Origin of the sequence: Prosthecobacter vanneervenii, from assembly GCF_014203095.1 — a bacterium.
In the GTDB taxonomy this organism is placed as follows: Bacteria; Verrucomicrobiota; Verrucomicrobiia; order Verrucomicrobiales; family Verrucomicrobiaceae; genus Prosthecobacter; species Prosthecobacter vanneervenii.
In genome coordinates, this window is sequence record NZ_JACHIG010000001.1 from 722,520 (window position 1) to 735,594 (window position 13,075).

Consider the following 13,075-nt stretch of genomic DNA (forward strand, 5'->3'; position numbering starts at 1 on the left):
GAATGCATTTCCCTTTAGTTTTCCAGTCCCATGCGCTCGCCTCTCTCGTCTTTGCCAGTTCTGACCATCTGCTTGCTAGCCTGTTCCATCGCAGCTGGACAGAACGCCCCTCAGTCAGAAGCAGCCACCCAGCACACCAGCAGCCTGGGAGCCAAATTTATCAGCATTCCTGGCACCACTGTGCAGTTTGCAGCATGGGAGACCCGTCTGTCGGAGTGGAACGAGTTTCTGCGGCACAAGAAGTATCCCTGGACCTATCAGCCTCACTTTGAGCAGTCTCCGGAGCACCCAGTCGTGGGGGTTAACCTGCAGGACGCCGTGGCATTCTGCAATTGGCTCACGGAAACAGAACGCGAAAAGCGTCTGATCGATGGCACTCAGAGCTACCGCCTGCCCACGCCCGAGGAGTGGGATGCTGCGGTGGGCCTGGCCCGCGGACGGAAAAAAAACAGCCTCACCGCTGAAGAGCGTCTGCTGGATGATCGCATCTATCCATGGGGCGAGGACTGGCCGCCCAGCTCCAAAACAGCCAATCTGGCCGATGGCGAAATTCCAGGATACAAAGATGGCTACACCTACACCGCCCCTGTCGGCAGCTTCCCCCCCAGCGCCGAGGGGCTTTTCGATCTCTCCGGTAATGTCTGGGAGTGGACGCAGCCCCTGGAGGTGCGCGCCCAGCCCAATGGAGTGCTGCGTGGTGGCTCCTGGGCCTACTTCCGCTCCGAGTGCCTCACCTCTGCCTACCAATACGTCGCGCCTGCAGACCTGCGTGCACCCACCATCGGCTTCCGCTGCGTCTTTGAGGACAAACGCCGCACCGCCAGCCTGCTGGCAGCCTCAGATGCTGAGAAAAAGCAGGCCTTGGAAGAGCGCATGAAGGCCATGACCGAAAGCCGCAAGGTGGATGCCTCCGCCGTGGAGGCACTGCGCAAAAAGATGCAGGGTAAAGGAGACGACGAAGGCCTCCCTGATCCCGCCAGTCTCAAACCCGCCGTCGCAGATGGCAGCACATTCCTCAACGCCCTGGGCATGAAGTTTGTCCCCCTGCAGGAAAAAAGCCCGGTGCTTGTCTGCACCACCGAGACCAGCGTGCAGAACTACGAAAACTGGATGCGCGCCACAAACCGTGTCTGGAGCCAGAAACCGTCCTTCCTCCTGGGCGGCAATCACCCTGCAGCCGGTGTCTCCTGGGAGGATGCCACCGCCTTCTGTGCATGGCTGACGGAGAAAGACCGCGCCAGCAAGCTCATCCCAGCCACAGCCTCCTACCGCCTTCCCAGAGACACCGAGTGGAGCCTCGCCGCAGGCCTCAAAAACGAGCAGGGATCAGACCCCGCCAAGCGCCACCTTTCAGACAAAACGCATTATCCGTGGACTCCCAAGGCTGACGACTGGAAGCCCCCGGCGCTCACAGCCAACCTGGACGCCTCCAAGATCCCCGGCGCGAACGATCCCTACTCGTACACCGCACCTGTGGACAGCGCTCGCGCTAACCCCCTGGGTCTTTACGAGATCGGCGGCAATGTCTCGGAATGGTGTGAAGACGCCTGGCCCGGTGCTGCTGAGGAGCGTGTGATCCGCGGCGGCAACTGGCTTAGCCACGACAAAGACGCCCTGCTGACATCAGCACGAAGCCACGCTCTCAAGAGTGCAGCGCGCGCCGATCTGGGCTTCCGTTGCGTTCTTGATCTTGGCACCCCGTGAGCTCTGACCAGTATGGCGCCAGCGAGTCGGCTGGCGCTTTGCCGTCAGAGTCACCTCAGGCCAGCGCCGCGATCACCTCGATCTCGACCAGCGCACCAAGGGGCAGCCCTGCCACTGCCACGGTGGAACGTGCAGGCTTGTGCCCTCCAAAAGCGGCCTCATAAAGCGGGTTCACCTTGGGGAAGTCAGCCATGCTTTGCAGAAAGACCGTGGCTTTGATCACAGAGCTCATGCCCAGCCCCTGGGCCTCCAGCAAGGCTCGGATGTTGGCCAGCACCTGAACCGCCTGCCCTTCCACATCAGTGGCCACGATCTTGCCCGCCGCTGGATCGATAGGGATCTGGCCGGAGCAGAAGAGCAATCCCCCCTGCTTCACCGCCTGGGAGTAGGGGCCGACTGCAGCAGGGACGTTTGGCGTATTGTTGATGAGTTCCATGCCGCTCCCATACCGAAGCGCCGGATGGATTTCAAGGGGAAGAGGCCAAAGGATCAGGCATGACCAGAAGTCATGACTTGATGTCTTAACCCATACCCCCTCCCTTCACCCCATCAGTTCTGCGTCTCCTTGAGCCCACGAGCCTTGTCGATGAGCTGTAGAAACTCACCACGGTATCCGAGCTTGTCAGCGCCTTTTCCATCAATGGCCAGACGACGCACGGTTTCCCAGCTCAAGGTGCCTTTGTACGCGGAGTCTCGCAACAGGAGGCCAAATCCGGCTACAGCGGCGCTGAATTTATATTCCGAGCTGCTGGCGGTCAGCGTCCGTCCTTCGTCCTTGACTGGAGCTTCGATAAGCTTGCTCAGAGAACTGTCCGGCTCCTTGTAGCGCAGCTTCACCGTCATCACCTCACCGCTCTGGGCAGCCTTCGCCAGTTGAGCAGGCACGACGGCAGGGGTCTGATACTTGAGACTGTCCACTGCGGGGCGAGATTCTGCGCCAGCAGGCAGCGTAGCAGGCACCACTTCATACAATGCCACCACGCTGTGCCCAGCGCCAATCTCTCCTGCGTCTTTGGTGTCATCATTGAAGTCCTCCTTGGCAAGCAGGCGATTTTCATAGCCGATGAGGCGGTAGCTGCGCACCAGGGCGGGATTGAACTCCACCTGGATTTTCACGTCTTTGGCGATGGTGTCCAGCGTGCCGCTCATCTGCTCCACCAGCACTTTGCGCGCCTCGCTCAGGCTGTCGATGTAGGCGTAGTTGCCATTGCCCTTGTCGGCCAGGGTTTCCATGGTGCGGTCCTTCAGATTGCCGCTGCCAAAACCCAGCACACTGAGAAAGACACCCGTCTTTGCTTTGTGCTTGATGAGCTTTTCCAGTTCTTCCGGCGAGCTGACACCCACGTTAAAGTCCCCATCCGTGCAAAGAATGACGCGGTTCACACCACCCTTGATGAACCCGGCCACGGCCTGCTCATAGGCCAGCTTGATCCCCGCGCTGCCATGCGTGCTGCCTCCAGCGCTGAGATGGTCGATCGCAGCCAGGATCTCCGCTTTCTTCTCCCCACTCGTGGGCGGCAGCACCACACCGCTGCTGCCAGCATAGACCACCATCGTTACGTGATCCCCTTCCCCGAGCTGCTCAGCCAGCATGCGCAGGGACTGCTGCACCAGCGGCAGCTTCGCCGGTTCGCTCATCGAGCCGGAGACATCCACCAGGAAAACGAGATTGCTGGATTTGCGGTTCCTGTCCATCTCACGTCCTTTGATGGCGATTCGCGCCAGCCGATGCACCGGCTGCCATGGGCATGGCGCCAGTTCAATGCGCACGCCAAAAGGTTCCTTGGCACCATGCGCAGGCCCCTCCTCTTCCGTGGGGAAATAATTCACCAGCTCCTCAATGCGCACCGCATCCGGCGGCGGGATCATGTTCTGGTTCAAAAACCGCCTCACATTCGCATACGAGGCCGTGTCCACATCAATGGAAAGCGTCGACAGCGGTTCCCGCGCCACCTCCTTCATCTCGTTTTCAACGATGCGGGAATAAGATTCTCCGGAGGCATCGGTTTTGCGTGTAGTCGTGGCGACCTCCTGCTTTTGCGACATCTCTTTGGAGACGATGCTCGAAGTCGAATCGTGGGAAGGATAGCTGATATCGGGATGTGGCTGCGTGATTAGCGCTACGGGGACGCCGCCTGTCGTGTAAGCCAGGGCTTTACTGCTACTTGCAGGTTTTTTTTCTACATAGCCTTCGAGTTTGAAGTATGCGTTGTTGTTGGAATTCTTCGCCGCAGCTAACTCGGGCTCGTGAATGGGGTTCGCGTCAAACCTCACGATCTGCCCCCCATTTATGACAGCAGCGCTCGAAGTCAGTATGGCGCCTGAATTAAAAACATAACCGCCAGCTTGGGCCCGGGCCGTACTGCCAAAGGTGTTCACATCTGCAGCCGCACCAGCTTGCAACATTGCAGGCATCCAGGAGGTCTGGCTCAAAAATCCTCCATCGATGGCAAAGGCACCGCTGAAAGCGTTTGTAGCAGACAAAGAGGCAAAGGTGTTTCCATACAGATACGATCCACCCACGTCAGCGGCATAATCTTTGATCAGTCTGTCACTTCCGCTCAAAGCAGCAATCCAGCCAGTTTCTAGCAAGCCATGCGGGGTGGGAATCGAAGGAAGAACGGCTGCCGCGCCAGAAACCCCGGAAACAAGAAGATTGGCCGCATTTGTCGTCAGACTCAGATCCTTGTCCAAAGTGCTGTCTGCAAGGCTTTGAACACCTGCACTAGCTTTGGCCATCGGTGTCGGATCTTTAATCAAACCAACAGTGGCGCTATGGCCCAGCAGACCATTGGTTATTGTTTCCACTCCTCCCTCCATGAGCACATTTTCTGAGACTCTCCTGGGCTTGGAAATACCGTTCAAAGTCACCAACCCCGTTCCACTCTGCATTAGCTTTCCGTTCGAAGGCTGCATGCCAGCTGTGGCAGTGCCGATGCTCTGAGCGGCACTCGAAACCTGACCACTGGGAACCAGTGTTTCTCCCACAAAACTCAACTCGTAAGCCATTTGATCCTGCAGTCTTTTTAATTCACCCACATCGCGGGTGGTCACCCCCCCCTGATTCTTGTTCAAAGCCACAGAGCTTGAGACCTTTACTGTTTGCGGTGCTGCAGGCGCCGGCAGCTTGCCTGCCACGACAGCCGTCTGCTTTTCCAATGGAACGATTTTCCCAGCCTGCCTTGTCGCAGCTTCCACATTGGAGTGCTTCTTTACATCCACCACCTTGGGCAGACTGACTCTGACAGTCGGTTTGTCTGCGACTGCCATCTCATGCGTCAAGGCCTCATGCCGACGAGACGCCGCAGACTGCCATGTCCAAAACCCGCTCAGCACTAAACACGCCGCCAAGGCCAGCCTCACAATAATACCCATATTCCAGCGCGTGACGCGGGGCGCAGGTGGTTTGAGTGCAGACGTTCCGCTCACAGAAGATGGTCGAGACGATTTCACCACAGGCTGCGCCTTCAGTTCGCTGCGCTGCTTATCAGTCAGCGCCAGCGAGTCATCGCGCAGTTCGCTGATCAGAAAGTCGCAAAAGGCCTTGGTTTCTTCAGCCTTGAGTTTGTCCTTGGGATTTTCAAGCAGGGCCGCCTCCAGATGCTGGCATTCTTCGGGGCTGGCTTCATCCAGCGCCCACGCGGTGATTTGTTCCGGTTTCATGATCTAAAAAGCTAAGAGGGGTATTAGGCGAGGGCGGGTTTCAGTCTGGCCGCTTGCGGCTGCTCCAGGGCCTGCCATTTGGTTTTCAGCGCGGCGACGCCGTGGTGGATCAGGTAGCCCACGTTGCCGATGCTGGTCTGCATGGCGGCGCTGATCTGCTGGTAGTCCAGCCCGGCGATGAACTTCAGCCGCACCGCCTCGCGCTGCCTCACCGGCAGCGTTTCAATCAGCTCACGCAGCGCCGTGGCCGTCTCCCTCTGCTCCATCGCGTCATTCGGCGCTGGATCAGCGGACGTTTCAAGATCGAGAGTTTCAGTTTCCATGACGACAAGGCGTTGATGTTTGCGCTGGTGGTCCAGCGCCCGATTCCGGCACACGGTGAAGAGCCATGGGGCCAGCCGTTCCTTGTCGAGCGTGGCGATGTGCTGGCTGAGCTTCACAAACACGTCCTGCACGATGTCCCGCGCGTCTTCCAGGTCGCTCGTGTAGCCATGCGCATAGCGGATGAGGGGCCGCTCGTAGCGCTGCAGAGTTTCGAGGAAGAGATCGTGCGAGTCACTCATGTGGGTGTGTTCAGCGGGCATCACGGCTGAGTCCCCGGCATCTTGGAAAATATTTTCCCAGAAGGCGAGAATGATCGTAAGAGGCAGGCCCAGCGCTTCAGAAAAAAGCGCAGACATCCGGCAGGATCTCTGCGCCCTGTTTGAGCCGGGTGCGGCTTGAGGAATTAATGATGCTGAAGACCGAGCGCTACTTTAGCTGCTCCGCAATCTCGCGGAAGGCTTTGGAAGTGGCGGACTTGGCCGGATCTTCCAGCGCAATCGGGTGCCCCTGGTCGCCGCATTCACGCACCTGCATCTCAATGGGGATCTGCCCCAGGAGCGGCACGCCAAGACGCTTCGCCTCGTGCTCACCGCCGCCTTTGCCAAAGATGTGGTACACCTGCCCGTCGCTGGGGCAGAGGAAATAACTCATGTTTTCGATGATGCCCAGGATCGGCACATTCACCTTCTGGAACATGCCCACCGCCTTGCGCGCATCAATGAGAGCCACTTCTTGCGGAGTCGTCACGATGACGGCTCCATCCACCGCCACGGTCTGCACAATGGTGAGCTGAATGTCCCCTGTGCCGGGCGGCAGATCCAGAACGAGAACATCAAGATTCTCCCACGCGACCTGCCGGAGGAACTGCTGTGTGTAGCGCGTCGCCACGGGACCACGCACGATCACGGGAGAGCCATCATCCAGCAGGAAGCCCATGGAGATGAGCTGCACACCGTACTTCTCCACAGGAATGATCTGCTGCTCGTCATTTTGGTAGGGGCGTTCGTCCGTGCCAAACATGAGCGGAATGCTGGGTCCGTAGAGGTCACAGTCGCAGAGCCCCACACGCAAACCGCTCTGACTGAGGGAAATGGCAAGATTGGATGCCACGGTGCTCTTGCCCACGCCGCCTTTGCCGGAGGCCACGGCGATGATCTTTTTGACACCGGGAATGCTGGATTTGCCGAGCTTTTCAGACGCGGTAGTGCCTGCGCCAGGAGGGTCTTTGATGTCAAAGTTCAGCTTCACCTCCTTCACGCCAGCCACCTTTTTCAGCACGTCCATGGCCTGCTCATGGATGAGGCGGGGAATGTTGGGGTCACGCGTGCTCACGGAGATCTCCACGGTCACATTGGCTCCCTCGATCTGAATGCCCTTCACCAGCCCAAAAGAGATGATGTCACGGCTGAAGCCTGGGTAGCGGACTTGGCCAAGGGCGGTGCGGATGTCTTGTTCGGTGGGCATGGGAGGGGTTGGGATACGCCTGACGTAGCGTGAAAAGTCAAAAAGTGATAAGCAAAAAATGAAAAAGAGCGCCTAGGCACGGCGCAAAAAAACGCCGCCTGTTTCCAGGCGGCGTTCGGGGAGAGTTCAGAACTCTGAAGCCGATCAGGGCTTCGGAACTTCGGAGATCGTCTTGAGGATGCGGGAGGCGATCTGGTAAGGATTGCCCTGGCTGTTCGGACGACGGTCTTCCAGGTAGCCTTTCCAGCCGTTTTTCTTGAAGCTGTGCGGCACACGGATGGAAGCACCGCGGTCGGCGATACCCCAGGAGAACTTGTCGATGCTCTGGGTCTCATGCAGACCGGTAAGGCGCATGTGGTTGTCCGGACCATAGACGGCGATGTGCTCCATGCAGTTCTTCTCGAACTGGGCCATGAGGGCGAGGAAGTAGGGCTCGCCGCCGGTTTCGCGCAGGTATTTGGTGGAGAAGTTGGCGTGCATGCCGGAGCCGTTCCAGTCGGTGGCGCCCAGAGGCTTGCAGTGGTACTCGACGTCCACGCAATACTTTTCGCACAGGCGGTTCAGCAGGTAGCGGGCCACCCACACTTGGTCGGCAGCGGTCTTGGAGCCCTTGCCGAAAATCTGGAATTCCCACTGACCCTTGGCCACTTCGGCGTTGATGCCTTCGTGATTGATCCCTGCGTCAAGGCAGAGGTCAAGGTGTTCTTCGACGATCTGACGGGCGATGTCGCCAACGTTCTTGTAGCCCACACCCGTATAGTAGGGGCCTTGGGGGGCGGGATAGCCGTTCTCAGGGAAGCCAAGGGGGCGACCGTCCTGGTAGAGGAAATATTCCTGCTCGAAACCAAACCAGGCGTCCGGATCGTCAAGGATCGTGGCACGGTCGTTGGAGGAGTGAGGGGTGCCGTCGGCATTGTAAACTTCGCACATGACGAGCACACCGTTCTTGCGGCTGCTGTCAGGATACACGGCCACAGGCTTCAGCACGCAGTCAGAGCTGCCGCCAGGGGCCTGTTGGGTGGAAGAACCGTCAAAGCCCCAATCGGGAAGCTCTTCCAGCTTGGGGAAGCTGGCAAAATCTTTGAGCTGGGTCTTGCTGCGGAGGTTGCGGACCGGCTGATAACCGTCCAGCCAGATGTATTCGAGTTTGTATTTGGCCATGGTTGCTTGTGTGTGTTTTTCGCCAATTAAAGAGGCGGTAAAACCGCCCCGAGCACTGGCGGCCTCGAAAAGAGCACTTCCCATGCCAGACGCGAGACAAATTTTCCACATCTTGCATTTTTATCCTCCTAGTGACGGCCCTATCTAGCCTCTCTTATCCACCACCTGAAGACACTTGCACCCCGGGTGCATGCACCCAAGAGTACTCCGCACCATGCAAGAAGCCAAAAACACCCAGCGCGCCCTCGTCCGCATCGGCTACGACGGCCGTGTGCACAAATATTTCCGCGGCTCCAATGCCGCGGACCGCTTCGCCAACGAGGTGAAGGTGCTCAAGGTGCTGGAGGAACGCGGCTGCGAGTATGTACCACGAGTGCTGGAGGCCCACCCGGACCAGCTCTATCTCGTAACGACAAACTGCGGCTCGGTGGTCGAGCGTATCAGCGAGGCCAAGCTCAAGGATCTCTTCGGCAGCCTGGAACGTGACTACGGGGTGCGCCATGAGGATCCCTTCACCAGAAACGTGACCTATCGCCATAGCGACGGCCGGTTCTGCCTCATCGACTTCGAACTCGCCACCATTCTCGACGCCCCGTCTCCGCCTCCTGCCGCATGAGCGACACCCAACCTGCAACAGCTTCACACATTCACTGGTCCGGAATGACCCACCCCGGCCGTGTACGTCAAAACAATGAGGACACCTTCCTGGCTCTCAATTTCGATGCCCGCGAGATGCGTTACCTGGGCAAAATCGGCGAATCCCACCTGGACACCGGAGACTTTGTCTTCGCCGTGAGCGATGGCATGGGCGGCGCAAAATCCGGAGAATTTGCCAGCAAGATCGCGGCTGAAAAGATCACCCGGCTTCTGCCCAAGAGCTTCAAGCAGTCTGCACAGCACATGACCGTGGGCTATGGCGATGTGCTCATCGAGCTCTTCCACTCCATCCAAAAAGACCTTCTCCATCTGGGTCGCCACTACGAAGAGTGCCGTGGCATGGGGGCCACCCTCAGCCTCGGCTGGTTCACCCCGGGCTGGATGCACTTTGCCCATGTGGGGGACAGCCGCATCTACTGGCTGCCCAAAGGCGGACAAATGAAGCAGCTGACGCATGACCACACCTACGTGGGCTGGCTCATGCGCAAGGGCGAGATCAACGAACGGCAGGCACGCACCCATCCTCGCAAGAGCGTGCTCACGCAGGTGCTCGGTGCTGGCAGCCAAAACCTGGAGCCGCAGGTGGGCTCCGTGCAGTATGAGCGCGGCGACCGCTTCCTCTTCTGCACAGACGGCGTGATCGATGGCATCTGGGACCATCGCCTGGGAGACATGCTGGCGCAGCACGATGCCAAGGCCATCGTGGACTATGCCGTGACAGAATCCGGCCGGGACAATGCCAGTGCGGTTGTGGTGGAAATCCTCTGATCATCCATCACCGCACAACATCCGGCCACCCATCCCCAAACGGCGCGGAGCAGCGCCCGGGCATCGGCTGCATGTTTCATGACCAACCATGAAACGCAACGATCCCATCTCCCACATCATGTCCCGCAACGTGGTCACCGCACACCACGGTGACCCGATCTCCAAGGTGCGCGCCCTCGTCCGCCAGCACGGCGTCCATCATATCCCCGTCGTCAGCGGCGACCAGCTCGTCGGAATCATCACTTGGAGCGACATCCTGCGCGTCAGCTTTGGCGATGCCTTCCACACTGACGAGCGCACCGTGGACGCCACGCTGGACCACACCCTTTCCCTGGAGCAGATCATGCAGAAAAACCCTGTCACTCTGGCGGAAACCGGCACCGTTCGTGAGGCGGCGGAGATCCTCGCAGGCGGCAGCTTCCACTCCGTCCCGATTGTCTCTGGCAGCAAACTCGTCGGCATCGTGACCTCTACGGACATCATCAAGTATCTGCTCGATCAGTTCTGAGGCGCAGCATTCTTCTTTGCCGTGCGCCCAATGCTGAGATAGGGTCGCCGCAGCATGCCTACGCCTCGGAGTCTATTCATCACCGCAGCCATCCTCGCTCTTCCTGCCGCACTCAGCGCGGCGGGGCTGTCGGAGACTTCCGAATACCTCTCGGCACATCAGGCTCTGGCAGACGGACTGCCCGGTGTGGCAGGGGTCAAAGCTGAGCGCCTGCTCAAGCAAAAAGGCTGGACCCGTGTGGAAACGCGCGAGCTGGCTACATTTGCCGCCGAGGCATGGACGCGTGCCGATGATGGTGCCCGCGTTCTGGCACTAGCAGATGCCTACGACCTCGATCATGAGCTCTTCTGGCGCGGACAGGCGCTTGCCTTGATCGGAGATCTGACTGCTGCACGCACCGCCTTGTCCGAGGAGGGCGCTTCAGCCAGACATCCCCGCAGCGATTTGCTTCTGGCCCAGATACTGGCCTCGATGGGGGAAAACGCCGAGGCACGCAGCGTGGCCTCGGCCTTGCTGACATCATCAGACTCCGCACTGCAATCCCGCGCTCGGCTGCTCCTCAGCGAAATCGACCTCGACGAAAACAGGGCGCCTGCCGGCCTTTCGTCAAAAGACGAGAGTGCCCCCGCACGATTCCTCCGCGCACGCGCACTGCTGCAGAGCGGGCAAATCACGCAGGCAGAGCAAATCCTTGAATCGGTGAGAAATTCCCAGGCTGGCGGAGAGCACATGCATCAGGCCGCCACACTGCTCCAGATGGAGGCCCTGCTGCGCCAAAACCACGCAGCAGAGGCCCAGGAGCTGTTGCTCAAATTTCTCGATACCACCGCAGACACCAGTCTGTGGACGGAGGCCTTTGATCTGCTCAACCGCATCCACCAGGCCACCTCTTCTCAAGCCACGCTGCCAGAGCTGGTGCTTCGCTGGGTCTCCTCTGGCAACACCGCCCAGCAGCAGCCGGATCCACCACCGGTGCTGGCAGCCGCCACGGCGGAGTTTCGCGGGCATGCCCTCTACCTGACCGCCCAATGGCTGGCCGCTCAGAAGCGGGATGACGAGACCCTTGGCATGCTCGAGGCCCTGCTGCAGATGAATCCTTCTCATCCACGCTACCGCGAAGCGATGCATCTGGCCATGGAGCTCTACGCCAGCCACCACACGGATGACCGGGTGCTGGCGCTTGCAGATGCCTGGCGCAGGCAGTTTGGCGGCGCCCCGGTACCGGTTGATTTTGCCGTAGGCGGCATTCTCTTCAGGCGCGGCGAGGCAAAGCAGGCGATGGAAATTTTCCAAAGCGCCGCCAATGTGGCCGCCACCCTCACCGAGCGCAGGCGCGCACTTTTTAATGCTGCTGTAGCCGCCGTCTCCGCAGGCGACTCCGCACTCTACCAGAGCCTGCTGGGCCAGCTGGAGGTCGTGACCAATGGCTCCGCTGGCAAGGACACCGGAGATTCCGCAGCCACGCTGGAACTGGAAAAAGCCCTCTACCTCGCCTCAAGGCGCAGCCCCGAGACCGAGAAGGCCCTGCGTGCCTTCATCCGCACTTATCCAAAACACCAGCGCTTCGCGGATGGCTGTATCGCGCTGGCAGAATGGTTGCTGCTCTCCGCTCCGCCACGCATAGATGAAGCAGGCAAGGCGCTCGACAATGCCACCACCGCCGCCGAGCTCTCTCCTGCGCAGCGTGAGCGCATCGGTTACACCCGCCTTTGGATCAAGGATGCCTCGGGAGAGCTCAAATCACTGGTGGCTGATGCCGCAGATTTCATCAAAGCCTGGCCCAAAAGCCCCCTCCTTCCAGAGGTGCGCATGAAGATCGCCGGAGCCTACTACCGCCTGGAGGATTACGCCAACGCACGCACGGAGTTTGAGATCATCGCCAAGGAGTATCCGGAGACTGCGCACGCAGATACCGCCCTTTACTTCGCCGCCATGTCCGCCACATCAGTCATGAGCGTCGAAGGTCGTGCGCGAGCTCTGGAGATCTGGGATGAACTGGCTCAGAAAAATGGACCGCTGGCTGTGGCCGCACGCCGTCAGCAGGCGCTCTCCGAGCGCTTGCAGGGCAATCATCTGGCCGCCCTCACCGCCCTGGATCAGGTGCTGGCCATGAAAGCACTGGACCATGAGCAGCGCCTCACAACGCAGTGTGAAAAGGCCGAACTCCTGCTCCTGCTGGGCAAGACCGAACCTGCTCGCCTGGACGCAGCCGCCGATCTGCTGGATGCCTTCCTCGCAGATCATTCACTGTCCTTCATGTGGAAGGCCCGCGCCGGATTCACCCTCGCATCCGTGCATCATGATGCCCGTCGCGACACTGAGGCGCTGGAAGCCTGCTACAATGTCCTGCGCGCCGCAGAGATGACACCGCCCGCCAGTCCGGCTGACTACATCTGGTTTTCAAAAGCAGGCTTCTTTGGCGTGGACCTGCTCGAAGCCACCCGCCAGTGGGACGCAGCCGCACGTCTGGCAGAGCAGATAGCCCAGCGCCCGGGAGACCGCTCCAGCGAGGCGCGTGATCGTGCTACCAAGATCCGCCTGGAGCATTTCCTCTGGGAAGGCCCCGCTCCCACACCTCCCAAGGTGCTGAAAATGGAATCACCTCCTGCAGACAAACCCGCTCCCACATCAGCGTCCGACAAAGGAGGGAGCAAAGGCACGAAGAAAAAATCAAGGTAGGGAAAGCTGCGTTAAAAAGGAACCTTCCCTGCTGCCACGGAGAGTCCGGGCGTATGTGCTGCTACAGCATTCTTTAGCCCCGCCTGTGAAAAACATCTTGCATCCTGGCCCGGCATCTCGCACACTCTCCTCCGTTCCAAGTTCTCT

10 protein-coding genes are annotated in these 13,075 nt (G+C 59.5%); 5 read left to right on the plus strand and 5 right to left on the minus strand.

The genetic code is table 11. The features are described from left to right. The first annotated feature begins 30 nt into the window (after positions 1–30). Positions 31–1,704, plus strand: a complete 1,674-nt coding sequence (locus tag HNQ65_RS02720) for a formylglycine-generating enzyme family protein (protein ID WP_184337934.1) — start codon at positions 31–33, stop codon at positions 1,702–1,704. Positions 1,705–1,759: 55 nt separating this feature from the next. On the opposite strand, the gene HNQ65_RS02725 is transcribed toward HNQ65_RS02720, so the two are convergent. The 5 genes from HNQ65_RS02725 to HNQ65_RS02745 form a co-directional block, all read right to left on the minus strand. Beyond that, on the minus strand, positions 1,760–2,140 hold the full coding sequence (locus HNQ65_RS02725; RefSeq protein ID WP_184337935.1) for a RidA family protein: 381 nt from the start codon (positions 2,138–2,140) through the stop codon (positions 1,760–1,762). A gap of 113 nt (positions 2,141–2,253) precedes the next feature. After that, positions 2,254–5,367, minus strand: a complete 3,114-nt coding sequence (locus tag HNQ65_RS26495; RefSeq protein WP_221306021.1) for a vWA domain-containing protein — start codon at positions 5,365–5,367, stop codon at positions 2,254–2,256. 23 nt (positions 5,368–5,390) lie between these two features. Continuing rightward, positions 5,391–5,930, minus strand: coding sequence for an RNA polymerase sigma factor (locus HNQ65_RS02735; protein WP_184337936.1), 540 nt, complete (start codon positions 5,928–5,930; stop codon positions 5,391–5,393). Positions 5,931–6,117: 187 nt separating this feature from the next. Next, on the minus strand, positions 6,118–7,155 hold the full coding sequence (locus HNQ65_RS02740; protein ID WP_184337937.1) for an Mrp/NBP35 family ATP-binding protein: 1,038 nt from the start codon (positions 7,153–7,155) through the stop codon (positions 6,118–6,120). A gap of 144 nt (positions 7,156–7,299) precedes the next feature. Beyond that, positions 7,300–8,316, minus strand: a complete 1,017-nt coding sequence (locus tag HNQ65_RS02745; RefSeq protein ID WP_184337938.1) for a glutamine synthetase beta-grasp domain-containing protein — start codon at positions 8,314–8,316, stop codon at positions 7,300–7,302. A gap of 214 nt (positions 8,317–8,530) precedes the next feature. On the opposite strand from HNQ65_RS02745, the gene HNQ65_RS02750 reads away from it, so the two are divergent. From HNQ65_RS02750 to HNQ65_RS02765, 4 genes are all read left to right on the plus strand, one after another. Beyond that, the gene (locus tag HNQ65_RS02750) at positions 8,531–8,932 is read left to right on the plus strand and encodes a BUD32 family EKC/KEOPS complex subunit (protein WP_184337939.1); all 402 of its coding nucleotides are present in this window, start codon (positions 8,531–8,533) and stop codon (positions 8,930–8,932) included. Continuing rightward, positions 8,929–9,741: a PP2C family protein-serine/threonine phosphatase gene (locus HNQ65_RS02755; RefSeq protein ID WP_184337940.1), complete on the plus strand. Its 813-nt coding sequence runs from the start codon at positions 8,929–8,931 to the stop codon at positions 9,739–9,741. The genes HNQ65_RS02750 and HNQ65_RS02755 overlap by 4 nt, the downstream gene beginning before the upstream one ends. Before the next feature lie 88 nt (positions 9,742–9,829). Beyond that, positions 9,830–10,249, plus strand: a complete 420-nt coding sequence (locus tag HNQ65_RS02760) for a CBS domain-containing protein (RefSeq protein WP_184337941.1) — start codon at positions 9,830–9,832, stop codon at positions 10,247–10,249. Between the two features lie 54 nt (positions 10,250–10,303). Further along, positions 10,304–12,928 carry a tetratricopeptide repeat protein gene (locus HNQ65_RS02765; protein WP_184337942.1) on the plus strand — a complete coding sequence of 875 codons (2,625 nt, stop codon included), beginning with the start codon at positions 10,304–10,306 and terminating at the stop codon, positions 12,926–12,928. Positions 12,929–13,075: the final 147 nt, after the last annotated feature.

Bases quoted from the DNA above. Each gene is read 5' to 3' on its own strand.
- HNQ65_RS02750 (WP_184337939.1), top strand. From the start codon at position 8,531: ATGCAAGAAGCCAAAAACACCCAGCGCGCCCTCGTCCGCATCGGCTAC.
- HNQ65_RS02720 (WP_184337934.1), top strand. From the start codon at position 31: ATGCGCTCGCCTCTCTCGTCTTTGCCAGTTCTGACCATCTGCTTGCTA.
- HNQ65_RS02735 (WP_184337936.1), bottom strand. From the start codon at position 5,930: ATGAGTGACTCGCACGATCTCTTCCTCGAAACTCTGCAGCGCTACGAG.
- HNQ65_RS26495 (WP_221306021.1), bottom strand. From the start codon at position 5,367: ATGAAACCGGAACAAATCACCGCGTGGGCGCTGGATGAAGCCAGCCCC.
- HNQ65_RS02765 (WP_184337942.1), top strand. From the start codon at position 10,304: ATGCCTACGCCTCGGAGTCTATTCATCACCGCAGCCATCCTCGCTCTT.
- HNQ65_RS02745 (WP_184337938.1), bottom strand. From the start codon at position 8,316: ATGGCCAAATACAAACTCGAATACATCTGGCTGGACGGTTATCAGCCG.
- HNQ65_RS02725 (WP_184337935.1), bottom strand. From the start codon at position 2,140: ATGGAACTCATCAACAATACGCCAAACGTCCCTGCTGCAGTCGGCCCC.
- HNQ65_RS02740 (WP_184337937.1), bottom strand. From the start codon at position 7,155: ATGCCCACCGAACAAGACATCCGCACCGCCCTTGGCCAAGTCCGCTAC.
- HNQ65_RS02755 (WP_184337940.1), top strand. From the start codon at position 8,929: ATGAGCGACACCCAACCTGCAACAGCTTCACACATTCACTGGTCCGGA.
- HNQ65_RS02760 (WP_184337941.1), top strand. From the start codon at position 9,830: ATGAAACGCAACGATCCCATCTCCCACATCATGTCCCGCAACGTGGTC.